The 21,819-nt window shown below is 68.9% G+C and carries 18 protein-coding genes; 5 read left to right on the top strand and 13 right to left on the bottom strand.

Features of this window, described 5'->3' with window-relative positions:
* Window positions 1-12: 12 nt before the first annotated feature.
* Window positions 13-249: a hypothetical protein gene (locus AB8M85_RS11375; RefSeq protein WP_372698930.1), complete on the top strand. Its 237-nt coding sequence runs from the start codon at window positions 13-15 to the stop codon at window positions 247-249.
* A 21-nt stretch (window positions 250-270) separates the two neighbouring features.
* Here AB8M85_RS11375 and AB8M85_RS11370 read toward each other — a convergent pair whose 3' ends face one another.
* Window positions 271-711 (bottom strand): MarR family winged helix-turn-helix transcriptional regulator, encoded by a 441-nt coding sequence (locus tag AB8M85_RS11370; RefSeq protein WP_372698929.1) that lies wholly within the window; start codon window positions 709-711, stop codon window positions 271-273.
* 161 nt (window positions 712-872) lie between these two features.
* Between AB8M85_RS11370 and AB8M85_RS11365 the strand changes: the two genes are divergently transcribed.
* Complete coding sequence (locus AB8M85_RS11365; RefSeq protein WP_372698928.1) at window positions 873-1,571, top strand: GntR family transcriptional regulator; 699 nt, start codon at window positions 873-875, stop codon at window positions 1,569-1,571.
* Window positions 1,572-2,271: 700 nt separating this feature from the next.
* Here AB8M85_RS11365 and AB8M85_RS11360 read toward each other — a convergent pair.
* The 7 genes from AB8M85_RS11360 to AB8M85_RS11330 all read right to left on the bottom strand — a co-directional run bounded on the left by AB8M85_RS11360 (window position 2,272) and on the right by AB8M85_RS11330 (window position 13,678).
* A complete protein-coding gene (locus AB8M85_RS11360; protein WP_372698927.1) occupies window positions 2,272-3,729 on the bottom strand; it encodes an MFS transporter in 1,458 nt (485 codons plus the stop codon).
* Window positions 3,726-4,976, bottom strand: a complete 1,251-nt coding sequence (locus AB8M85_RS11355) for a M20 family metallopeptidase (RefSeq protein ID WP_372698926.1) — start codon at window positions 4,974-4,976, stop codon at window positions 3,726-3,728. Before AB8M85_RS11355 ends, AB8M85_RS11360 begins: the two co-directional genes overlap by 4 nt.
* Entirely contained in the window at window positions 4,977-6,239 is a 1,263-nt protein-coding gene (locus AB8M85_RS11350; RefSeq protein WP_372698925.1) for a PLP-dependent aminotransferase family protein, read from the bottom strand.
* Complete coding sequence (locus AB8M85_RS11345; protein WP_372698924.1) at window positions 6,236-7,729, bottom strand: M24 family metallopeptidase; 1,494 nt, start codon at window positions 7,727-7,729, stop codon at window positions 6,236-6,238. The genes AB8M85_RS11350 and AB8M85_RS11345 overlap by 4 nt, the downstream gene beginning before the upstream one ends.
* 78 nt (window positions 7,730-7,807) lie before the next feature.
* Entirely contained in the window at window positions 7,808-9,298 is a 1,491-nt protein-coding gene (locus AB8M85_RS11340; RefSeq protein ID WP_372698923.1) for an NAD-dependent succinate-semialdehyde dehydrogenase, read from the bottom strand.
* Entirely contained in the window at window positions 9,295-12,390 is a 3,096-nt protein-coding gene (locus AB8M85_RS11335) for an FAD-binding and (Fe-S)-binding domain-containing protein (protein WP_372698922.1), read from the bottom strand. Before AB8M85_RS11335 ends, AB8M85_RS11340 begins: the two co-directional genes overlap by 4 nt.
* A 16-nt stretch (window positions 12,391-12,406) precedes the next feature.
* Window positions 12,407-13,678 carry an aspartate aminotransferase family protein gene (locus tag AB8M85_RS11330; protein ID WP_372698921.1) on the bottom strand — a complete coding sequence of 424 codons (1,272 nt, stop codon included), beginning with the start codon at window positions 13,676-13,678 and terminating at the stop codon, window positions 12,407-12,409.
* Between the two features lie 65 nt (window positions 13,679-13,743).
* On the opposite strand from AB8M85_RS11330, the gene AB8M85_RS11325 reads away from it, so the two are divergent.
* The gene (locus AB8M85_RS11325) at window positions 13,744-14,742 is read left to right on the top strand and encodes a D-2-hydroxyacid dehydrogenase (RefSeq protein ID WP_372698920.1); all 999 of its coding nucleotides are present in this window, start codon (window positions 13,744-13,746) and stop codon (window positions 14,740-14,742) included.
* A 129-nt stretch (window positions 14,743-14,871) separates the two neighbouring features.
* Here the strand turns inward: AB8M85_RS11325 and AB8M85_RS11320 are convergent, their stop codons facing one another.
* Together AB8M85_RS11320 and AB8M85_RS11315 are read right to left on the bottom strand one after the other, a co-directional pair.
* On the bottom strand, window positions 14,872-15,579 hold the full coding sequence (locus AB8M85_RS11320; protein ID WP_372698919.1) for a hypothetical protein: 708 nt from the start codon (window positions 15,577-15,579) through the stop codon (window positions 14,872-14,874).
* A gap of 177 nt (window positions 15,580-15,756) precedes the next feature.
* A complete protein-coding gene (locus tag AB8M85_RS11315) occupies window positions 15,757-17,043 on the bottom strand; it encodes an aspartate kinase (protein WP_372698918.1) in 1,287 nt (428 codons plus the stop codon).
* A gap of 237 nt (window positions 17,044-17,280) precedes the next feature.
* On the opposite strand from AB8M85_RS11315, the gene AB8M85_RS11310 reads away from it, so the two are divergent.
* Both AB8M85_RS11310 and AB8M85_RS11305 read left to right on the top strand, forming a co-directional pair.
* Window positions 17,281-18,282 (top strand): ABC transporter ATP-binding protein, encoded by a 1,002-nt coding sequence (locus AB8M85_RS11310; protein ID WP_372698917.1) that lies wholly within the window; start codon window positions 17,281-17,283, stop codon window positions 18,280-18,282.
* On the top strand, window positions 18,279-19,490 hold the full coding sequence (locus tag AB8M85_RS11305) for an ABC transporter permease (RefSeq protein WP_372698916.1): 1,212 nt from the start codon (window positions 18,279-18,281) through the stop codon (window positions 19,488-19,490). The genes AB8M85_RS11310 and AB8M85_RS11305 overlap by 4 nt, the downstream gene beginning before the upstream one ends.
* A 74-nt stretch (window positions 19,491-19,564) precedes the next feature.
* Here AB8M85_RS11305 and ehuA read toward each other — a convergent pair whose 3' ends face one another.
* The 3 genes from ehuA to ehuC are packed head-to-tail and all read right to left on the bottom strand — an operon-like array spanning window position 19,565 to window position 21,784.
* Window positions 19,565-20,377, bottom strand: coding sequence for an ectoine/hydroxyectoine ABC transporter ATP-binding protein EhuA (ehuA, locus tag AB8M85_RS11300; RefSeq protein ID WP_372699086.1), 813 nt, complete (start codon window positions 20,375-20,377; stop codon window positions 19,565-19,567).
* Between the two features lie 19 nt (window positions 20,378-20,396).
* On the bottom strand, window positions 20,397-21,059 hold the full coding sequence (ehuD, locus tag AB8M85_RS11295) for an ectoine/hydroxyectoine ABC transporter permease subunit EhuD (RefSeq protein ID WP_372698915.1): 663 nt from the start codon (window positions 21,057-21,059) through the stop codon (window positions 20,397-20,399).
* Complete coding sequence (ehuC, locus tag AB8M85_RS11290; RefSeq protein WP_372698914.1) at window positions 21,056-21,784, bottom strand: ectoine/hydroxyectoine ABC transporter permease subunit EhuC; 729 nt, start codon at window positions 21,782-21,784, stop codon at window positions 21,056-21,058. Before ehuC ends, ehuD begins: the two co-directional genes overlap by 4 nt.
* Window positions 21,785-21,819: the final 35 nt, after the last annotated feature.

The following is a 21,819-nucleotide window of genomic DNA, read 5'->3' as shown; positions in this document are numbered from 1 at the left end:
GGACGGACGGCCATGAGCCACAAGCCACTGCCCATCGTGAAGGACAAGACCGGACTGAGCTTCGGCTACCGGCTGACGTGGTGGCTGCAGTTCCTCGGCTTCTTCGTCATGGGTCCGGCGGACCAGTTGCCGCACATGGACCCTAAGGAGCGGCTGAAGTGCGAACGCGCCCGGCGCGTCTTGCGGGCCCATGAGGCCAAGGGGAGCGAAGCCCCCGAAGAAGTCAGGCTGGCCGCCGCCGACTTCTGAGTGGCCCCGCCGCCGCGGCAGCTAGTGCAGCCGATCGGTGGCGGTGATCAACTTCGTCATGGTCGCGTGCAACCCGACCAGTTCCTCGCGCGACAACCCCAGGCGCTCCATCATCTGCCCGGGGACCTTTTCCGCCTCGGCGCGTAGTGCGCGTCCACGGTCGCTCAGCGTGATGCACAGGGTGCGCCCGTCGCGGGCATCGCGCTGCCGCTCGATGTAGCCCAGGGACTCGAGGCGCTTTGCCAGTGGCGACAACGTTCCCGGATCCAGCCGCAGGAGCCGGCTGACCTCCTTCAGCGACACAGGGGACTGCTCCCACAGGGCCAGCATCACCAGGTATTGCGGATGGGTCAGATGCAGCGGTTCCAGGACGGGACGGTACGCGGCGATCACCGAACGCGAGGCGACGGCGAGGGCAAAGCAGACCTGCCCCTCCAACGCCAGGGGATCCTGGGTGTCCATCGGCTGGCACTGTCCTTCATCTTGTCCGGACCGGCCCGGTTCCCGGATGGGTGGGCGGCACATCCAGTCTAATCTCGCCCGGGGCCACCCGCCCGCCAGGGCCGCACAGGTTGTAGGATTGTCTGCATCCGGACAATGTCGAACCCAGTGAGGATCATCCCATGGCCGCCTCGAGTCTCGAGCCGCTTCAACAGGAGTCCACCCCATCGATCATCGCGCGCAAGATCCGCACCGCGATCGGCAACGGCGAGTTCCCGCCCGGCACACAGCTCGGGGAAGCGGATCTCGCCGGCCGTCTGGGCGTCAGTCGCGGGCCCCTGCGAGAGGCGATGCAGCGCCTGACGCAGGAGGGCCTGCTCATCAGCATCCGCAACCGCGGGCTCTTCGTCGTCGACCCGACCCCGGCGGATATCGCCGACATCTACCTCACGCGCACCGCCGTCGAGCGTGGAGCGGCATTGAAGATCATCGAGGTCGACCACACGCACCGCGAGGCGGGCACGGAGCTGATGTCCATCGTCGAGGAGATGGCCGCCCTGGGGGCCGGTTTCGAACCGGCGGAACTGAGCCGGGTCGACATCTCCTTCCACGAGGCGATGGTCCGGCTGGCCCATAGCCAGCGGCTGACCCGGGTGCACCGGACCCTGGTCACCGAAACACGGATGTGCCTGGCGGCCCTTGAACAGGCGGAATATTCGCTCGAGGACAGGGTGGCGGAGCACCGCCGGATCGCCCAGGCCATCCTGGAGGCGAATGTCCCCGAACTGCACGCGGCGCTCGCCGACCACATGGACAGCGCCATCGCCCAGTTGCTCGAACCGATCAACGGAGCCGGCGAATCGGAGCCCGAAGCGTCCTGAACTGGGTCGGTGGTGAAGCCGGCGACGGCACGCGTGGCCGAGATGCAGGTGGACCCGGATCTGACCTCATGGTTCGGGATTCGCCAGGGCCGGCCAACGAGAAAAACAGCACGGGAAAAGCCGCTCCGCGCGTCCTGCCAGTCGAACTTCAGATATTTCCAACCGGCCTGGGTGAACGCGAGATCCCGTCTGTTGTCGATGGCCAATTGTTCGGCCGAGCGGTGGTGGTAACCGTCGTACTGGAGCGCTATTTTGGCCGCTCGATAGCCGAGATCGGACGTTGGTGAGTAGCGATTGGCTGGATCGAGCCGCACCTGGATTTCCGGCTCGGGCAACCCGGCCGACACGATGGCCAACCTGAGCCGCATTTCCGCAGGGGAATCCGAGCCCACCCGCACCTGCTGGAGGGCGGCACGGGCCTGACCGATTCCGCTGGTCCGGTGAAGCCGGTGAGGGGCTGTGGTCATGGTCCCCAGTTTTGACAGGGCCGCGGTGCGTCCCTCAAATCCTGGGCGCGGGACCCTGAGCAATTGGTCGCCGATGACCACCAGGTCCGTCACCGTGGGGCTCGCGGCCAGATCCAACCACGTTTTTTCATGAAGAAGAGGCTACCCGGAGCCGTGCACCCAAGCGCTGCCCATGGCGAGGGGAGCGCACGTCCCATGGACGTACGCTCCCCGCTTCTGGTTCGGCTCTCGGGCTAGGCCGACATGGCCTTGCCGGCCTCTGCCTTGGCGCGGTTGACGCCGACCCACCTGGGGGCGGGCCAACCGGTCGATTCCGGCTCACCGGGCAGCACCTCGCCGCGCAACGAGGCCTGGGAGGTCTCACGCATGCACAGGATGGAGATGAACCCGATGGCCCCGGCGATGGCCATGTACCAGCCCGGAACGAGCACGTTTCCGGTGGTCTCGATCAGGCTGTTGGTCAGGGTCTGCGACGGCCCGGCGAAGAACGCGGTCGAGAAGTTGTAGGCGATCGCGAAACCGGTGTAGCGCACGGCCGTGGGGAACAAGGCCGGGAGGGTGGAGGACACCGAGGAAACCAGGATGACCAGCAGCATTCCGAGCACGGCGAGGCCGAGGAACTGCACCACCAGGTTGTCGATTCCCAGGAGAATCATCGCCGGAACCGACAGCAGCGTGTAGCCACCAGCGGCCGTGAGCAGCAACGTCTTGCGCCCGATCCGATCCGAGAGCGAACCCATAAACGGGATCACCAGCAGCATGATGGCCATGATCGCCACCAGCATCCAGTTGCCCTGGGCCGTGCTGTGGCCCAGCTGTCCACTGAGGTAGGTGGGCATGTAGCCGAGGATCAGGTAGAAGGCGACATTGAGCAGGACCACGAAGCCCATGACGACCAGGATCTGGCGCCAGTTGCCGCGGATGGTGTCGCGGATCGGGGTCTTGGTGATCTCGTTGTCCTCGGCCGCCTCCGAGAAGACCTTCGGCTCGCCGAGGCGGGTCCGGATGTACAGGGCCGTCATGCCCAGCGGGATCGTCAGCAGGAAGGGCAGGCGCCACCAGCCGGCGGCCATACCGTCGTCGCCGACGATGGTGATCAGTGTCGTGCAGACGATGGCGGCCAGGATGAAGCCGACTGTGGTACCGAACTCGAGGAACGAGCCGAGGAAACCACGCCGTTGGTCAGGTGCGCTCTCGGCCATGTAGACGGCGGCGCCGCCGTACTCGCCGCCGGCGGAGAAGCCTTGGACCATGCGGCAGAGCAGCAGCAGTGCCGGGGCGAAAAGGCCGATGGTGTCGATGGTGGGGAGCAAGCCGATGACGCCGGTGGCGGCGGTCATCATGGTCACGGTCAGCACCATCACCTTCTGCCGTCCGAACTTATCGCCCATCGGGCCCAGGATGAGCCCGCCCAGGGGACGGACGAGGAAGGAGATCGCCAGCGTGGCCAGGGTCAGGGTGACGCCGAGCCCGCCGTCGCCCTCCTCGGAACCGAAGAAGTTGGTGGCCATGTAGATGGTCAGGTAGCCGTAGACGCCGTAGTCGAACCATTCGACGGCGTTGCCCAGGGCCGAGCCGAGGATCGACTTGCGCAGGTTCCCCTTGGCCTCGGCGGTCTGTGGTTCGGCGCCGGGGGCGTTTTGGTCCTCCACGGTGCCCGTGCTGCCATGTGCGGCGGGTTGTTCGGTCATGAGCGTTCGCCTTCCGGAAGGGGATCTTGGCGTGCGGAGCGGGATGCGCCGCCGTCGGGGCCCAACAGTGTGGTGACCAGCATTGCATAGGCGCGCGTCGCGGCCTCTATTTCCGACAAGCGCACCGACTCGTTGGGTTGATGTGCCTGGTCATTGAGTTCGCCCGGTCCGAGCACGATGGTGGGGATGCCGAAGTCGCGGGAAATGAAGCCGCCATCGCAGGACGCGGTCCACCCGGTGACGCGGGTTTCGACGCCCGCGGCGGCCAGTGATGCAGTGGCCGCGGCGACCAGCGGGTGGTCCGGCTCGGTACGGAATCCCGGCATTTCCATGGTGGTGCGCGCCGAGACGGTGATGCCGTCCCCGACGATTCCGGCCTCTTTGATACGTTCCAGCAGGTCTTCCCGGATCCGTTCGGTGTCCTCGCCGGGCATGAGCCGCCGGTCGAGCCAGAGGTGTGCGTCGGGGGCGACCATCGAGGTGCCGCGCCCGCCGGAGATCATCCCGGTGTTCCAGGTGGCATGGCCCAGCAGCGGGTCGGGCTCGGCGGAGAGGCGTTCCTGGTCGGCAGTGATGAGGTTGCAGATCCGCACTGCGGCGTCGATGGCGTTGCGACCGTCGCTGGGCCGCCCGGAATGGGCGGCCCGCCCGGTCACCTCGATTTCCAGGTAGGAATCACCGCGGCAGGCGATGACCGTTTCCAGGTCGGTCGGTTCGGCGACCACGCAGGCGGAGTAGCGGTGGTCCAGTCCGCCGGCGACCACTGCCCGGATGCCGGCCCCGGTTTCCTCCTCGTCGACCGTGCAGGCCAGGGTGACGGGGCCGGAGAGCCGGGCGCCGGCGTCGTGCAGGGAGGCCATGGCGGTGAGGACCGCGGCCAGGCCGCCCTTCATGTCGGTGGCGCCCCGCCCGAAGAGCCGGCCGTCGGCCACGTGGGCATCGAAGGGTTCGCGGTCCCAGCCCTCGCCCACGGGCACGACGTCGGAGTGGCCCAGGAAGAGCACTCCCTCGCCATCGCCGCCGGGCAGGGTGATGAAGACGTTGGGCCGGCCCGGTTCGACCTCGCGGGTGGAGGCTTCGAGGCCACGGCGGCGCGCTTCGGCGACCAGGACCTCGGCCGTTGCCTGTTCGGTGCCCCCGGGGTTTTCCCCGCCGGCGTTGACCAGGGCGATGGTCAGCGCCGTGAGCTCGTCGCGGTCGATCGGGGCGATGGCGGCCCCGGCGGCCCCGGCGGCGGTGGCCGCCATTCAGCCACGTCCCGAGGCCGGGCCGGTGCCGGCTGCGGCGGCGGAGTCCTGCCGTGTTTCGGCCAGGGCCGCATCCAGTGCCGTGGTCAGGCGCTGCACCCCGGCATCGGTGCGTTCCGGGCCGGTGGAGGCAAAGCACAACCGGAAGGCCGAGGCGAACCTGCCGCCCGCGGACAGGGCGGGACCGGGGATGAAGGCGACGCCCTCGGCCAGGGCGATCTCGAAGAGCCGGCGGGTGTCCACTGCGGCGTCTTCGCCGGTCAGGGTGACCCAGAGGAAGAACCCGCCGTCGGGGTGGGTGGTCCTGACCCGGCCCGATAGGTGCTTGTCCAGGCTGGCGAGCATCGCGTCGCGGCGGTTGCGGTATTCGGTGCGCAGCCCGGCGAGGTGCTCGTCCAGGATGCCGCGGCGCAGGAACTCGGCGACCACATGCTGTGCCGGGACGTTGGTGCAGGTGTCCATGGCCTGCTTGGCGTTGATGATGAGCTGGCGCAGTGATGGGTCGGCGTCGATCCAGCCCACCCGCAGCCCGGGGGCGAGGATCTTGGAGAAGGTCCGGACCGAGAACACGAGCGGGTCGTCGCCGCTGAGCTGGCGGAACCCGGGGAGGTCCTCGCCGGCGAAGCGCAGCAGGCCGTACGGGTCGTCGTCGATGATGACCGCGCCCCAGCGGCGGGCCAGGGCGATGATCCGCTCGCGGCGCTCGGTCGAGAGGGTGGTCCCGGAGGGGTTCTGGAAGTTCGGGATCGTGTAGATCGCCTTGGGCGTGCGGCCGGCTTCGGCCACGAGGCGTTCGAGCTCGTCGACGTCCATGCCGTCCTCGTCCATCGGCACCTCGAGCAGCTCCGCACCGTAGCTCAAGGCGGTGGCCGAGCCGTTGGTGTAGGTCGGGGATTCGACGATGACCAGATCGCCCGGGTCCACGAACAGCTTGCAGGCGATGTCCAGGCCCTGCATGCCGCCGGAGGTGATGCTGATCCGTTCGGCGGAGGTCGGCTCCGCGGTGCCCTCCAGGTAGTCGACCAGCGCGGAGATCAGGACCGGTTCGCCCTCGGTGGCACCGTAGGTGAAGGAGGAGGAATCGTGCACGCTGGCGGCGATCTCGGTGAAGGCCCGCACGGGGACGAACTCGTCGGCCGGAGCCCCCATCGCGAAGCGGATGATGTCGTGCTTCTGGGCGGCGAGCAGCGAGGTGCTGGAGTCGATGACGGAGCCCACGAGGTTGGCGGCGCGGCCGGCGAGCGGCAGGTTCAGGGTGGTCATGGTGTCTCCTTCGAGGGTTCGGGGGTCGTGTCCGGGTTTGCCCGTTCCAGCGGCGGTACCGTCGGGCGGGCCGGATCGCTATCCGCGGTTTCGGCGTTCCGCGGCACGATGCTGATGGACCCGGTCATGGTGGACTCGTCGGGTGTGGTGAAGCCGAAGCGGGGGGTGGCCGGTCGCCGGGGCTCGTCCACCGGTTGGGCGGTGGCCGGGGCGCCGGGGGCGAGGTGGATGGCGCGTTCGCCGGGGTTGCCCAGCAGCGTGATCGATTCGGCGGCCTTCCTGCCGGTTTCGCCGACGGGAACGAGCCCGCGCGGGTAGGAGGTGAAGCACTCGACGCCGGTGTCGGTGACGCGGATGGCCTCCGAGACCTCGTAGCCGTAGCCTTCCATCCACATGCCGCACATCAGGTGGAACGTCATGTTCTCGGTCAGGATCGTCTGGTCCTCGCTGCGCAGCGAGATGGTCCGCTCGCCCCAGTCCGGCGGGTAGCCGACGCCGATCGAGTAGCCGATGCGCGATGCCTTCTCGTAGCCGTACTCGAACAGGGTCCGGTTGAAGACCTGCGAGAGCTCCTGCACCGGGGCGCCGGGGCGGACGGTTTCCAGCACGGCGGCCAGCGCGTGGTCGGTGGCCTGGGCGAGGTGGGCCAACTGCGGCGTGGGGGTCCCGGGCATGAAGGTCCTGGCCATGGGCACATGGTAGCGGTGGTGGGCGCCGGCGAGCTCGACGACCATCGCCTGGTCGGCCTTCAGCGGCTCGTCGTTCCAGGTCAGGTGGGGGGTGTCTGCCGATTCGCCGGTGGGCAGCATCGGCACGATGGCCGTGTAGTCGCCGCCGTACTCCTGGGTTCCCGTGATCTGGGCGTTGGTGATGGCCGCGGCGACGTCGCATTGGCGTGCACCGACCTGGATCGCGTCCTCGGCGGCATGCATGGCCAGGTTGGTCACCACCGCGGCGCGGCGCATGAGCTGGATCTCGGCCGGGGACTTGATGGCCCGGACCCAGTTGACCAGTTCGAAGCAGTCGACCAGCGTCCACTCCGGCAGCGCGTTGACCAGGGCCCGGTAGCCCTTCGGGGAGAAGAAATGGGCGTCCATTTCCAGGCCCACGCACCCCTTGGTGGCCGGGGCGATGAGGTACCGGGCACGCAGCGCGTAGGCGACCCAGTCGAAGGGGTGCAGATGGGGGCGGTGGACATAGCGTTCCGGGTAGCCGACGATGTTCTCCTGCGGCAGCCAGGTGGTGCGGAAGGCGCCGTTGGCGTCCATCTCGCGGGTGAACAGGATCATGTCCCCGTCGAGCGGGACGAAGACCATCTGCGGGGTGTAGAACGACCAGGCGTTGTAGCCGGTCAGGTAGTAGATGTTCGCCGGATCGGTGACGATCAGCGCGCTGAGGCCCTGCTCCTGCATGCGCACCCGTGCCGCGGCCAGTCGTGCGGCGTACTCTTCGGTGGTGAAGAGCAGTGGTGCGACGCCCTCATGTTCCATTCGGACTCCTTCAAACGTGGTTGGTAGATTGTTGACAATCATAGGGTGTGGCTCAGGTCACTGACAAGAGCCCTCGGGTTAGGCGCGCGGCATCGCCATGTACTTGGTCTCGAGGAACTCCTCGATGCCCACGCGGCCGCCCTCGCGGCCCAGCCCGGAGGCCTTGATCCCGCCGAACGGCGCCGCCGGATTGGAGACGATGCCGGTGTTCAGCCCGACCATGCCGACCTCCAGCGCGTCGCCCACGCGGAAAGCGCGGTCCAGGTCCCGGGTGAACAGGTAGCCGGCCAGCCCCCAGGGGGTGTCGTTGGCCATGGACACGACCTCGTCCTCGGTGTCGAAGGGGATCAGCGGTGCCACCGGACCGAAGATCTCCTCGGTCATCAGGTGTGCCGAGGGGTCCACGTCGGTGAGCACGGTCGGGGAGTAGAAGTAGCCCTTGCCCTCCGGGCGCGACCCGCCGATGACCACGCGCGCCCCCTTGGCCACGGCGTCGTCGACGAGTTCGCCGACCTTCACCAGCGCCTTCTCCTCGACCAGCGGGCCCACGTCGGTGCCGTCGACGGCCCCGTCGCCGACGGTCAGCGCACCGAGCCGGGCGGCGAGCTTCTCGGCGAAGGCCGCGGCCACGGAGGACTGGACGAAGATCCGGTTCGCCGCGGTGCAGGCCTCGCCCATGTTGCGCATCTTCGCGGCGAACGCCCCCTCAACGGCGCGGTCCAGGTCGGCGTCCTCGAAGACGATCAGCGGGGCGTTGCCGCCGAGCTCCATGGACGAGCGCATGACGTGCTGCGCGGCCTGCTCGAGCAGCCGCACGCCGACGCCGGTGGAGCCGGTGAAGCTGATCTTGCGGGCGATCCCGGATTCCATCCAGGGCGTCACCACGGAGGAGGCGCTCTTGGTGCACACGACGTTCAGCACGCCGGCCGGCAGTCCGGCCTCGATGAGGATGTCCACCAGGGCCAGCGAGGACAGCGGGGTCAGGTTGGCGGGCTTGAAGACCATCGTGCAGCCGGCGGCGATGGCGGGGCCGATCTTGCGGGTGCCCATGGCCAGGGGGAAGTTCCACGGGGTGATCAGCACGCAGGGGCCCACCGGCTCCTTGGTGACCATGATGCGGTTCTTGCCGTCGCCGGTGACCGTCTGGTCCCCGCCGATGCGCACGGCCTCCTCGGAGAACCAACGGAAGAACTCGGCGGCGTAGGCGACCTCGCCGCGGGCCTCGGCCAGCGGCTTGCCCATCTCGCTGGTCATCACCAGGGCCAGCTCCTCCTGCCGGGCCATGATCAGGTCGTAGGCCCGGCGCAGGATCTCGCTGCGCTCCCGCGGGGCAGTGCGGGCCCAGTCCTTCTGCGCGGCGCCGGCGGCCTCGATGGCCCGCCGCGCGTCCTCGGCGTTGCCGTTGGCGACCGTGGCGATGACCTCCTCGGTCGCCGGGTTCACGACGTCGAAGCGCTCGCCGGAGCTTGATTCGACCCAGGCGCCGTCGATGTACAGGCCGGTGCTGATGGCCTCGACGGCGGCACGTGCCGCCTCGGCGGTGCGGGGGGTGGAGGTCTGCGTGGTCATGGGTGCTCCTTCGGGTTGCTGGTGGAAAGCTGGTGGTCTGCGGGGGGCGTGGCCGCGCCCGGCGCGTGCCGGGGGCCGGGGTCGAGCAGTTCGGCCAGGTGCAGGCCGCGCCGGCCGCCGTCGAGCTGGGCGACCTGCATGGTGCAGGAGAACCCGTCGGCCAGCACCGGGGTGGTGCCGTTGCCGGCGCGCATCGCCGGGGCCAGGGCCTGTTCGGCGACCTTCATGCTGGTCTCGTAGTGGTCGGCCTCGAAGCCGAAGTTCCCGGCGACGCCGCAGCAGCCGGTCGCCTCGGTGACCTCGGGGATCCCCAGCGCGGCCAGGGCCTTGCGCTGGGTCGCCGCTCCGAAGACCGAGTACTCGTGGCAATGCGACTGCACGACGACGGACTCGGGCACCTCGGCTGCCGGGCTGGGGGTCCAGCCGCCGGCGGCCAGGGCGGCGATGTGAGATGCGAAGCTGCGCACCCGGGAGGCCACCCGCTGCGCCGCCTCGGTATGGACCAGCTCGGGCAGGTCCTTGGCCAGGGCCGCGGCGCAACTGGGCTCGACCACGACGATCGGGCGGTCCGTGCCGTCGTCCAGTGCCTCGGCGGCGTGGGTGAGCAGCTTGCGGGCGGTGCCGAGCTGGCCGGTGGAGATGTAGGTCAGTCCGCAGCAGGCATCGGCCGAGCAGGTGACCGGTTCCCCGGTGCCGGCCAGCACGCGGGCCGCGGCCCCGGCGACCTCCGGGCGGAAGCCCTTCGTGAACGTGTCCACGAACAGCACCGCCCCGGTGGCGGGGTGGGCACCTGCCGGGGCACCGCCGTCGTACCCGGTGGCAACGACGCGCGGCACCACCGCACCAGAGGCCACGGATTCGGAGGCCAGGGTGCGCGGCGGGCCGGTGCGCACCCGGGGGGTGGCGGCCAGGGCGGCATCGACCTCGCGGCGCCAGGCGGCGGCCGGGGCGAAGCGGGGCAGCGCGCGGCGGGTGGTCAAACCGCCGGCGGCGGAGACGACCTTGCCCAGCGGGGAGCCCATGACCGCGTTGACCAGCGGCGCGATCCGGCCGGTGATCTTGAGCCAGCGGGGCAGCCAGCCGAGCGAGAAGTGCGAGAGCGGGCGCATCCGGCCCTCGTAGTAGTGCGAGAAGAACTCGGACTTGTAGGTGGCCATGTCCACGCCGGTCGGGCAGTCGGAGGAGCAGGCCTTGCAGGACAGGCAGAGGTCCAGCACCTCGCGGACCTCCTCGGACTTCCAGCCCTCCTCCACGCTCGCGGCGGTGCGGACCATGTCCTGCAGCACACGGGCGCGGCCGCGGGTGGAGTCCTTCTCGTCGCCGGTGGCCCGGAAGCTGGGGCACATCACCCCGCCGGCGTCGGAACGGCATTTGCCGACCCCGATGCACCCCTGCACGGCGTGCACGAACGGGTCGACCCCGTGGACGGCCTCCGGGCCGGAGGCGGGGGTAAGGTCGAAGCTGGTGCGCCAGGCGCGGTCGGGCACCCCGGCCAGCAGCAGGTTCTCGTCGAACGCATCCGGGCTGGTCATCACCCCGGGGTTGAGCAGCCCGGTCGGGTCCCAGATCGCCCGGAAGGACTCGAAGGCGGCGAGCATCCCGGGCGAGTACATCAGCGGCAGGAACTCGGAGCGGGCGCGTCCGTCCCCGTGCTCGCCGGAGAGCGAGCCGCCGTGGGCGACGACCAGCCGGGCCGCGTCGGCGGTGAACGCGCGGAACACTGCCCGCCCGGCGGCGCTGCGCAGGTCGTAGGTGATGCGCACGTGCATGCAGCCGGCGCCGAAGTGCCCGTACATCACGCCCTGCAGGCCGTGTTCGGCGAGCAGGTCGCGGAAGTCGGCGAGGTAGTCGGCCAGCCGCTCGGGGGCGACGGCGGAGTCCTCCCAGCCGGGCCAGGATTCCCCGCCGGTGTGCAGCCGGGAGGACAGCCCGGCGCCGTCCTCGCGGACCCGCCACAGCGAGGCGCGCTCGGTGGCGTCGGGGACCACGCGGCCATCGACCATCCGCCCCGTGGACCGCAGCCGGTGCAGCAGTTCGTCCGCCTGCTCCTGGACGTCGTCGGGATGGTCCCCGTCGAGGTCGATGTACAGCCAGGCCTGGCCCGCGGGCAGCCCGGTGACGGAGTCCTCGCCGCGGCGGGACTTCATGGTCGCCACGATGGCGTCGTCGATCCCCTCCACGGCCGCGGGGGAGAACCCGAGGATCGTCTCGATGTCCCGGGCCGCCTCGACGACGTCCGGGTATCCCACGCACAGCAGTAGTGCGCTCGCCGGCTTGGGGACCAGCGCCATGCGGGCCCGCACGACGACGGCGCAGGTCCCCTCGGACCCGACGAGGGCCCGGGCGATGTTGAAGCCCTTCTCCGGCAGCAGGTGCTCCAGGTGGTAGCCCGAGACCTGGCGCTGGATTCGGCCCAGGTCGGTGCGGAACCCGGCCAGGTTGTCGTCCACCAGCTGCCCCAGCGCGTCGGTGAGTTCCGCGGCCCGGCGCACCGCTCCGCCGTCGTGCGGGTCGGTGGCCGTGATCCCGCTGGCCGTGGCGGTGAGCCGGATTCCGTCGGAGGTGACGAGGTCGAACTCGATGACGTGGTCGCTGGTGCGGCCGTAGCGCACCGAGTGGTTCCCGCACGCGTCGTTGCCGATGGCCCCGCCGACCGTCGCCCGGGTCTTCGAGGACGGGTCGGGGGCGAAGGTCAGCCGGCCTGCGGTGCGGGCCTCGATCTCGCGGGACAGGTTCGCCAGCACCATGCCGGGTTCGACGTCGACCCAGAGCGCCTCCTCGTCGAGGGCGAGGACGCCGTTCATGTGCCGGGAGAAGTCCAGGACCACCCCCGGGCCGACGGCGTTGCCGGCCATCGAGGTGCCGCCGCCGCGACCGGTGATGGCGGTGCCGCTGGCCTGGCACGCGCGGACCGTGGCCACCACGTCCGCCGCATTGCGGGGGAACACGACACCGGCGGGGCGGACCCGGTAGTTCGAGGCGTCGTAGGAGTACTCCGAGAGGCGGCGCGGATCGGTGTCCACCTCCACTCCGGCGTCGCCCAGGAGCCCGGCCACGGCCGGGTTGGTGGTCGGTGGTGCTGTCTGGGTCATGTGCTGCTGACCCGGCCTAGGCCTTGGCGAGGGTGCGTTCGGACACGGCGGCGACCGCGGCCTCGAACCGCTGGAGGCCGAGGGCGATCTCGTCCGCGGTGACCACCAGGGCGGGGATCAGGCGCACGACGTTGCCCTGCGGACCGCAGGTCAGCGTCAGCAGGCCGTGCCCGGTCGTCTCCTGCTGGACCGCGGCGGCCATGGCGGCATCGGGCGTGCGGTCGGCGGTGCTGAACTCGATGCCCTGCATCAGGCCCCATCCGCGGACGTCGCCGATGGCCGGGAAGCGGGACTGGATCTCCTTCAACCCGGCCTGGAGCTCATCGCCGCGCACGCGGGAGTTCTCCACCAGGTTCTCGTCGTCGACCACGGCCAGGGTGGCCACGCCGGCGGCGGCGGAGACGGCGTTGCCGCCGTACGTTCCGCCCTGCGAGCCGGGCCAGCCCTTGGACATCAGCTCAGTGGAGGCGGCAATGGCGGAGATCGGGAAGCCGGAGGCGATGCCCTTGGCGGTGATGAGGATGTCGGGGGTGGCGGTGGAGTGCTGGTGGCCCCAGAACTTGCCGGTGCGCCCGACGCCGGCCTGGACCTCGTCGATGATCAGCACGATTCCGTGGGTGGTGGCGCGTTCGCGCAGTCCTTCGAGGAATCGCGGCGGGGTGGGGAGGTAGCCGCCGTCGCCCAGGGCCGGTTCGATGAGGAACGCGGCGGTGTCGTTGGGCGCGGTGCGGGTGGTGAGCAGGTAGTCCAGTTCCTGCAGGGCGAAGTCGATGGCGGTGTCCTCGTCCCAGCCGTAGCGGTAGGCGTAGGGGAAGGCGGACATGTGCACGCCGGCCATCAGCGGGGAGAAGCCGGCGGAGAATCGGGTTCCGGCGGTGGTCAGGGACGCGGCGGCGACGGTGCGGCCGTGGAACCCGCCCTGGAAGACCACGATGTTCGGCCGTCCCGTGGCCATGCGGGCCAGCCGGACCGAGGCCTCCACGGCCTCGGAGCCGGAGTTGGCATAGAACACGGAGTCCAGCCCGGCCGGGAGCTTTTCGCCGAGCTTGTCGGTCAGTTCCAGCAGCGGCTGGTGCATCACGGTGGTGTTCTGGGCGTGGATGATCTTCCCGCATTGTTCCTGCGCGGCGGCGACGACGCGCGGGTGGCAGTGGCCGGTGCTGGTCACACCGATGCCTGTGGTGAAATCCAGGTATTCGGCTCCGTCGGTTCCGTAGATCCAGGATCCGACGGCGTGGTCGACCACCACGGGGGTCGCTTGCTTCAACAGGGGGCTCAAAGTCGTCATGTGTTCATCGTGGAGGGCACGTCGGTAGATTGTCAACAATCTTTTGAACCGGTAGCGTTGATGACGTGGAACACACCGAGACGAACCGCCCGCGACTGGCCCTGCTCACCGCCGAAGGCGTCCCCGACCCCCATAACCTGGAAGCCATCCGGCAGCGAGCCGACGTCGTGCTCGCCCATGCCGACACCCTGGCCGACGCCCTGGACGGCGCCGACGCCCTGCTGCTGTGGGACTTCTTCTCCTCCGCCCTCAGCGATGCCTGGCACGCTGCCGACTCACTGCAGTGGGTGCACGTGGCCGCCGCCGGCGTGGACGCAATGCTCTTCGACGGGCTGCGGGAGGCCCCGGTGGTGCTGACCAACGCCCACGGGACGTTCTCCCAGCCCATCGCCGAGTTCGTGCTGGCCTCCGTGCTCGCCCACGACAAGCAGCTGCACCGCAGCGAGGCACTGCAGCGCCAGGGAACCTGGCAGCACCGCGAGCTGACCCGCACGGGTGGATCCCGCGCGATCGTGGTCGGCACCGGCGGCATCGGCCGGGCCACCGCCCGGCTGCTGCGGGCCGTCGGCCTGCAGGTCCGGGGCGCCGGGCGCACGCCGCGGGACACCGACCCCGATTTCGGCACCGTCTTCGCCAGCGACGAGCTGGCCGAGCGGGTGGGGGGCGCCGACCACGTGGTGCTGGCCGCGCCACTGACGGAGGCCACCCGCGGGATCCTGGACGCCGAGGTGCTGGCGGCCATGAAGCCCAGCGCCCATCTGGTCAACATCGGTCGCGGTTCACTCGTCGACGAACCCGCGCTCATCGACGCGCTCCGGGACGGGCAGATCGCCGCCGCCTCGCTCGACGTCGTCGCCGTCGAACCGATGCCCGCCGACCACCCGTTCTGGGAGATGGAGAACGTACACGTCTCGGCCCACATGAGCGGGGACGTCCACGGCTGGCGGGACGAGCTGGCCGACCAGTTCCTGGCCAATCTCGACGCGTACATCGCCGGCGAACCGCTGCACAACGTCGTGGACAAGGACCGCGGCTACGTCAGCTCCACGCCAGCATCGTCCTGACAACGGGGGCTCCGATCCGGTCGGCGATCAGGTACCGCATCATGGCCGGGCCTCCCTTCGCAGCGGAATCCGCCCGCTGATCGTCGACGTGGACGAGGTCAAAACGCCACTGTCCTCCTCCGCGCGGAGCTAGCGGTGTTTCCGCGTGCTGACGAGAGTGCGGAGGCGTACACCACTGCTGCCGGAGTCCATCAGGTGCCCGGCGGGGGGAGCTTCCCCACCGGTACCGGCGGCAGTGGTGGCCTTGAGGAAGCGGCCGGCCCTCTGCAAGGTCCGGACGGTGGAGGCGACGGCATACACGCTCAGGAGCATGACGAGGGCCCAGAGCGACACCAGAACCGGCCCCCGCCAGCTGACGGCGAATGAGGCCGCCATGAACAGGTAACTGGGAGCAAGGGCCAAGTTCAGGGAACCGCTGGCCCTCAGTTGCGCCGCGGTACCCCGAAGGACCGGCAAGTGTTCCGGCATCACAGGCATCCGGCCGAGGATCTGGTCGACAACCCACTTCTCGTCAGGTTTGTCCAGCCATGCGGTGATCGGCATCCGTTGCGGTTGGACCAACGGGCGGATCCTCCTCCACCAGTAGGCATAGCCGCCGATCATGCTCGCCAGGGCCACCAACAGGAATCCCGCCTGAAGGTTCAGCAGGGGACCGGCAGACCCGTCATCCAACAGGCGGATCCCGAAGAAACCCACACCGAACGAGGCGAGTGCCAGCGCGGGCCAATAGCGTGTGAAGTAGCGGCGGACGGCACGTCCCACGCCGCGGTCCTCGACGCCTTCCGCCAGCTGGGCAGCCTTGGCCCAGGCCCTTTCGGAACGGTCGTTGGCGCGCATCCGGGGCTCCTTGTCCAACGCTCCTGCCGGCGATCGGTAACCCTCCCCACTGTGTTCCACGAACCCGTTGCTGTCCAGATGCCGGGGCACCAGGATCCCTGCCCCCCTGCTGTCCCCACACACAGCGAAGGCCCCGCCCGGCTGATGCCGGACGGGGCCCCACGGGACAAGCAGTTCCTAGCGTCCGGTGCCGCCGTGGACCTGGGCCTCGGTGTCACTGTCGAGCTCGAACGCACCGTGGACCGCGCGCACCGCGGTGTCCAGCAGGTCAGCGTCGGTGACGATGGAGATGCGGATCTCCGAGGTGGAGATCATGTCGACGTTCACCCCGGCCTGGTGCAGCGCCTCGAAGAACCGGAAGGAGACGCCCGGGTTCGAGCGCATGCCGGCGCCGATGAGCGAGAGCTTGCCGACCTTGTCGTTGTAGGAGGTCTTCTCGAAGCCGATCTCCGCCTGGGCTGCCTCGAGGGCGGCGATCGCGTCCTTGCCCTCGATGATCGGCAAGGTGAAGGAGATATCGGTCTTGCCGGTCTCGGCCTTGGAGATGTTCTGCACGATCATGTCGATGTTCACGTTGGCCCCGGCGATGACGCCGAAGATCTGCGCGGCCGAACCCGGGACGTCGGGAACGCCGATGACGGTGACCTTGGCCTCGGAACGGTCGTGGGCAACGCCGGAGATGATGGGCTGTTCCATGGGTTCTCCCTCTTGGATCTTGATGTTGTCGTCGGGGCTGGGCAGCACCCAGGTCCCCTCGTGGTCGGTGAAGGACGAGCGCACATGCAGCGGCACACCGAACCGGCGGGCGTACTCGACGCAGCGCAGGTGCAGGATCTTGGCGCCCGAGGCGGCCATTTCCAGCATTTCCTCGCTGGAGATGGTGTCGATCTTCTGGGCGGTGTGCACGATGCGCGGGTCGGCGGTGTAGATGCCGTCGACGTCCGTGTAGATCTCGCAGACGTCGGCGCCCAGGGCGGCGGCGAGCGCGACGGCTGTCGTGTCGGATCCGCCGCGGCCCATGGTGGTGATGTTGTTCGATTCCCGGCTCATGCCCTGGAACCCGGCAACGATCGAGATGTAGCCGCGGTCGATCGCCTGGCGCACCCGGTGGGGGGATACGTCGATGATGCGGGCCTTGCCGTGCACCGCGTCGGTGATCATGCCGGCCTGCGAGCCGGTGAACGAGACGGCCTGGCCGCCGTTGGAATCGATGGCCATGGCCAGCAGGGCCATGGAAATGCGTTCGCCCGCGGACAACAGCATGTCCATTTCACGGGCGGGGGGCGCGTCGGTGAGCTGCCCCGCGAGATCGAGCAGCTCATCGGTGGTGTCTCCCATGGCCGAGACCACGGCGACGACGTCGTTCCCGGCCGCCTTGGTGGCGAGGATCCGGGCCGCGACGCGTTTGATGCCTTCGGCATCCGAGACCGACGAACCGCCGAACTTCTGGACAATCAGGCTCATGCGTTTTGCACACTCCACTGGGTTGAGGACAGGACGGCCCACCGCCAACCCGGCTGGGCACATGCTTAACCAGTGTAACGAGGCCGCGGCGCGGTGCCCCGGTCGCGTGACTGGCAACAGTCATAATGCGCCCCCCTGTATCGTCCCCGGGGATGATTCGCGCGGTCGCCGCGCTGCATAGGATGGGCGCTACCAACCCTGCGCACAAGCCGCCGGGGCGCTGACGGTGGGGAGACGATGGGCATCCAGACAACACGGTACGACGGCGGAGGACCGGCATTGGCGCACCCGGAACCTCTCGGGGTGGTCGCCACCGGGCTGGTCCGGTCCTTCGGCACGGTCCACGCGGTGGAGGCCATCGACTTCACGGCCCGGCCCGGGGAGGTCACGGCGCTGATCGGACCCAACGGATCGGGCAAGACGACGTTGCTGTTGATGCTCGCCTCGCTGCTCGCCCCCGATGCCGGCAGCATCAGGATCTGCGGCATCAATCCGGTCGCCGATCCCGGCGGGGTCAGGGCGCAGCTGGGCTGGATGCCGGACACCCTCGGCGTCTGGGAGGAGCTGACCGTCCACGAGATCCTGGCGATGATGGGCCGGTTGTACGGCGCGTCAAAGGCCTCGGCCGCCGCCCGAGCCGACGAGCTGCTGGGGATCGTGAAGCTCGCGGATTTCGCCTCGCGCCCGGCCCGGGTGCTCTCCCGCGGACAACAGCAACGCCTCTCCCTGGCCCGGGCGCTGGTCCACGACCCGCAGGTTCTGCTGCTCGACGAGCCCGCCTCCGGCCTGGACCCCGGAGCGCGGATCGACTTGCGCAACCTGCTGCGCGACCTTGCCGACCGCGGGCGGACCGTGGTCGTCAGCTCCCATGTGCTGGTCGAACTCGACGAGATGGCCGACCGGGCGGTGTTCATTGCCGCCGGCCGCAGTGTCAGCGAGCTGACCGTCGACGACGCCGGCGCCCGGCAGCGTCGCTACTCCATCCAGTCCACCGACCCGGCCGCCCTGGCCGCCGAGCTCTCCGCCGCCGGCGTGCAGGCATCCGTGGCCGATGGACAACGCCGGAAACCGACGGTGGTGCGTCTGGAATCGGAAACCGCAGCGGCCGAGCTGCTGCGCCGCCTGGTGCTGGCCGGAGTCCCGGTGACCGCCTTCGGCCCCAGCGCCGGCGCGCTGGAGGAATCGTATGTGAGCAGCGTCGAACCGGCGGCCACCGACCAGGCAGGTGGGACACGATGAGCGCGACGATGGTTCAACGCAAGCTCGGTCTGGGGTTCCTTGCCGGCGTCGGCACCGTGTTCCGGATGGAGACACGGCAACGCCTGCGGACCCGCGGCTGGTACATCCTGCTGGTCGTCTGGTTCGTGGTCATCGGCCTGGTCGCCGCCTTGGCCGCCTACGCCACCGGGGCCTGGTCACCCGACGACGGCGCGGGATACGTCGCCGGTTCGGGCATCGGTGAGGTCATGTTCGAGCTGGTCATCGCGTTCGTGTTGTTCTTCGGGCTCCTCGTCGCCCCGGCACTGTCGGCAAATACGGTCAGTGGCGACCGGTCCGCCGGGACGTTGGCCGTCCTGCAGAACACGTTGCTGACGCCCGGCCAGATCCTGGCCGGCAAATGGCTGGCGGCGTGGGTTTCCTCGTTGGCGTTCCTGGTCGTTTCCCTGCCGATGGTGGTCTGGGCCATGACGTATGGCGACGTCTACCTCCCGGGCGTTCCCGTCTTCCTGCTGATGACCGCCGTTGAATTTGGCGTCGTTTGCGCCATCGGCGTCGGGGTCTCGGCCCGGGCCGGGCGGACGCTCTTCGCCGTCGTGTCCACCTATCTGCTGATAGCCCTGCTCGCCTTGGGAACCGCCATCGCCTACGGATTGAGTTTCCAGCTGGTCGAGGAAGAGGTCACTGTCTCCGCGCAGGTCTGGCCGGACGACCCCTGGTCGAAGGTCCACTACAACGACGCCGGCGAGGCCGTCGATGCGCAGGGCAAGGTCATCAAGGACCAGGATGCCTACTTCACCAAGATCCAGGAGCAAGCAGACTCCTACACCATTGACCCGAACGCCTATGTCTGCGGTCCGGACACGTACGAGACCAGCATCTTCCACACCGAGCGGATCACCTGGCTGCTGGCGGCGAACCCCTTCGTGGTCATCGCCGATGCGGTACCGACTCGGGCCTCCGGCGGGCCATCGATGGGATCCGGCATCATGAACTCGCTGAGCCAGGGTGTTCGCGGATCGCAGGCCGGCCTGCCCGGGCAGGCACCCTGTCTGGAAGGCAAGAAGCAGTTCGCGGCGGCCGTGGCTGATGCCGAGTTGGATGGCGCTCCGCTGTGGCCGCTGGGCCTGCTCGTGCAGCTCTGCCTGGCGGCATTGCTGCTGTTGCTGGGCCGCGAGCGCCTGGTGACCCCGGTCCGGAGGCTTTCACGGGGGACACGGATCGCCTGATCGCCGGGGCGTGGGCGCCAGCGTGATGAAGACGCGTGGGCCACCCATCCCCCCGATGGGTGGCCCACGCGCGTCTAATGGGTGCCGATGGTTCCGTCGGCGTCACCGAGCACGGCGTGCAGGAAGTCCTGCGTGCGCTGGTGTTTGGGGCTGCTGAACATGACCTCGGGGGCGGCTTCCTCGACGATCTTGCCGCCGTCGAACATAAGCACGCGGTTGGAGACATCCCGGGCGAACTGCATCTCATGGGTCACGATCAGCATGGTGATGTCGGTGGTCTCGGCGATGTTGCGCAGGATGCCCAGGACCTCGCCGACGATCTCCGGGTCCAGCGCACTGGTGACCTCGTCGAGCAGCAGGATCTCGGGGTCCATGGCCAGGGCGCGGGCGATGGCCACGCGCTGCTGCTGGCCGCCGGAGAGGGAGGTCGGATGGGCGTCGGCCTTGTCTGCGAGGCCTACCTTCTCCAGCAGTTCCTTGGCCTTGGTGCTGGCCTCCGATTTCGACTGGCCCAGCACGTGAACCGGTGCCTCGATGATGTTCTCCAGCACGGTCATGTTCGGGAAGAGGTTGAACTGCTGGAAGACCATGCCGATCCGTTGGCGGATCCGCTTCTGCTCCTTCTTGCTGCGTTCGATCCGCTTGCCGTTGCGCTCCTCGTGGGTGAGCGGTTCCCCGTTGACGAAGATGTAGCCGTCGGTGGCCTCCTCCAGCGTCATGACCAGGCGCAGGATGGTGGTCTTGCCGGACCCGGAGGGGCCGATGAGGGTGACCCGGTCGCCCTTGGCCACACTGAAGTTCAGGTCGTGGAGCACCACGTTGTCGCCGAACGCCTTCTCGACGTCGCGGAACTCGATCACCGGGGCGGCGGCGCGGTTGCCGCGCATGCCCGCGTCGACTGCGGTATCAGGTGTTGAAGGCAAGGCGCTTTTCCAATCTGCCGATGAGGAGTGAGGTGGGGTAGCTGGCCAGCAGGAAGATGACGCCCACCAGGGTTAGCGGTTCGATGTACCGGTAGGTGTTCCCGCCGTAGATCAGGCCGGCATTGACCAGCTCGACGACGCCGATGACCAGCAGGAACGGGGTGTCCTTGAACATCGATACCGCGTAGTTTCCCAGGGCGGGGATGGTGGCGCGCAGGGCCTGCGGGATGACGACGGCGGTCCAGGTGCGTCGGGTGGACATCGACAGGGCGGTGGTTGCCTCCCACTGTCCCTTCGGGACGGCGTCGATGCCGGCCCGGTAGACCTCGGACATGTAGGTGGAGTAGTGGATGCCGAAGACGATCACACCGATGGTCAGGGCGTCCAGCGACAGGAACGTGTAGTAGGCGAATAGCAACTGGACCACGATCGGGGTCATGCGGATGAAGTTCGCGATCCACTTCACCGTCCCGGCGACCGGGCGGGGGCTGATGCGCATCACCACGGCGATGACCAGGCCCAGGACGGCGGCGATCAGCGTCGAGAGCACGGTCACCACGAGGGTGACCTTCAGGAACTGCTCCAACAGGGTCGGCAGGACGTCCCAGACGGTTTCCGAGTGCCATTCGAAGGCGGCGGGGATCATGCTGCACCCCCGGTCGGCGTCGTTGGCATCGGCGCGGGCGACAGGACCTTGCGCAGGGTGATGCCCTGGCCGAGCTTGCGCTTGGCCCGGTTCTCCAAGGCGTTCATCAGGAACGTGAGGATCAGGGCGATGATGAAGTAGCTGAAGAGGCCGACCACCCCGTACGCGAAGATGGTGTCTGTGACGCGCTTGAGCTGGTCCAGGTGGTAGGTGAAGTCGGCGATGGTGATGAAGCTGACGATGGCCGTGCCCTTCATCAGGTGGATGAGCAGGTTGGACAGCGAGGGGATCATCAGCGCCCAGGCCTGCGGGAAGATGATCCGGTACATCCGCTGGACCGGTCCCAGGCTCAGCGCGGTCGTGGCTTCCCACTGTCCGGTGGGCACCGAGTTGATGGAACCTCGGACCACTTCGGCGCCGTAGGCCCCGTAGTTCAGGCCCAGTGCGAGGACGCCCACCACCAGGGGATGCATGTTGATGCCGAGCAGCGGAAGGACGAAGAACAGCCAGAAGAGCTGGACCACGAGCGAGGTGCCGCGGAAGAACTCGATGACGATGCGTGCCGGGATCCGCGCCCAGCGACTTGGGTGGGCCGCGGCAAGGCCGAGGATGACGGAGAGGACGAAGGCGGCAAGGCCACCCAGGACGGTGAGCTCGACGGTGACCCACAGGCCGTCGAGGAGGCGGGGAAGGGCTTCACCAAGCGCCGCTAGTTTCTGGTCCACGGGGGATGGACTCCTTCAGCCGTTCAGGTGGATCG

Source organism: Arthrobacter sp. JSM 101049, assembly GCF_041679245.1.
GTDB lineage: Bacteria > Actinomycetota > Actinomycetes > Actinomycetales > Micrococcaceae > Arthrobacter_H.
This window is presented reverse-complemented; position numbering and strand designations above follow the sequence as displayed.

Bases quoted from the DNA above. Each gene is read 5' to 3' on its own strand.
- AB8M85_RS11330 (WP_372698921.1), bottom strand. From the start codon at position 13,678: ATGACGACTTTGAGCCCCCTGTTGAAGCAAGCGACCCCCGTGGTGGTC.
- AB8M85_RS11365 (WP_372698928.1), top strand. From the start codon at position 873: ATGGCCGCCTCGAGTCTCGAGCCGCTTCAACAGGAGTCCACCCCATCG.
- AB8M85_RS11370 (WP_372698929.1), bottom strand. From the start codon at position 711: ATGGACACCCAGGATCCCCTGGCGTTGGAGGGGCAGGTCTGCTTTGCC.
- AB8M85_RS11360 (WP_372698927.1), bottom strand. From the start codon at position 3,729: ATGACCGAACAACCCGCCGCACATGGCAGCACGGGCACCGTGGAGGAC.
- ehuD (WP_372698915.1), bottom strand. From the start codon at position 21,059: ATGATCCCCGCCGCCTTCGAATGGCACTCGGAAACCGTCTGGGACGTC.
- AB8M85_RS11350 (WP_372698925.1), bottom strand. From the start codon at position 6,239: ATGACCACCCTGAACCTGCCGCTCGCCGGCCGCGCCGCCAACCTCGTG.
- AB8M85_RS11335 (WP_372698922.1), bottom strand. From the start codon at position 12,390: ATGACCCAGACAGCACCACCGACCACCAACCCGGCCGTGGCCGGGCTC.
- AB8M85_RS11345 (WP_372698924.1), bottom strand. From the start codon at position 7,729: ATGGAACATGAGGGCGTCGCACCACTGCTCTTCACCACCGAAGAGTAC.
- AB8M85_RS11340 (WP_372698923.1), bottom strand. From the start codon at position 9,298: ATGACCACGCAGACCTCCACCCCCCGCACCGCCGAGGCGGCACGTGCC.
- AB8M85_RS11305 (WP_372698916.1), top strand. From the start codon at position 18,279: ATGAGCGCGACGATGGTTCAACGCAAGCTCGGTCTGGGGTTCCTTGCC.
- ehuA (WP_372699086.1), bottom strand. From the start codon at position 20,377: ATGCGCGGCAACCGCGCCGCCGCCCCGGTGATCGAGTTCCGCGACGTC.
- AB8M85_RS11355 (WP_372698926.1), bottom strand. From the start codon at position 4,976: ATGGCGGCCACCGCCGCCGGGGCCGCCGGGGCCGCCATCGCCCCGATC.
- AB8M85_RS11310 (WP_372698917.1), top strand. From the start codon at position 17,281: ATGGGCATCCAGACAACACGGTACGACGGCGGAGGACCGGCATTGGCG.
- AB8M85_RS11375 (WP_372698930.1), top strand. From the start codon at position 13: ATGAGCCACAAGCCACTGCCCATCGTGAAGGACAAGACCGGACTGAGC.
- AB8M85_RS11320 (WP_372698919.1), bottom strand. From the start codon at position 15,579: ATGCGCGCCAACGACCGTTCCGAAAGGGCCTGGGCCAAGGCTGCCCAG.
- AB8M85_RS11315 (WP_372698918.1), bottom strand. From the start codon at position 17,043: ATGAGCCTGATTGTCCAGAAGTTCGGCGGTTCGTCGGTCTCGGATGCC.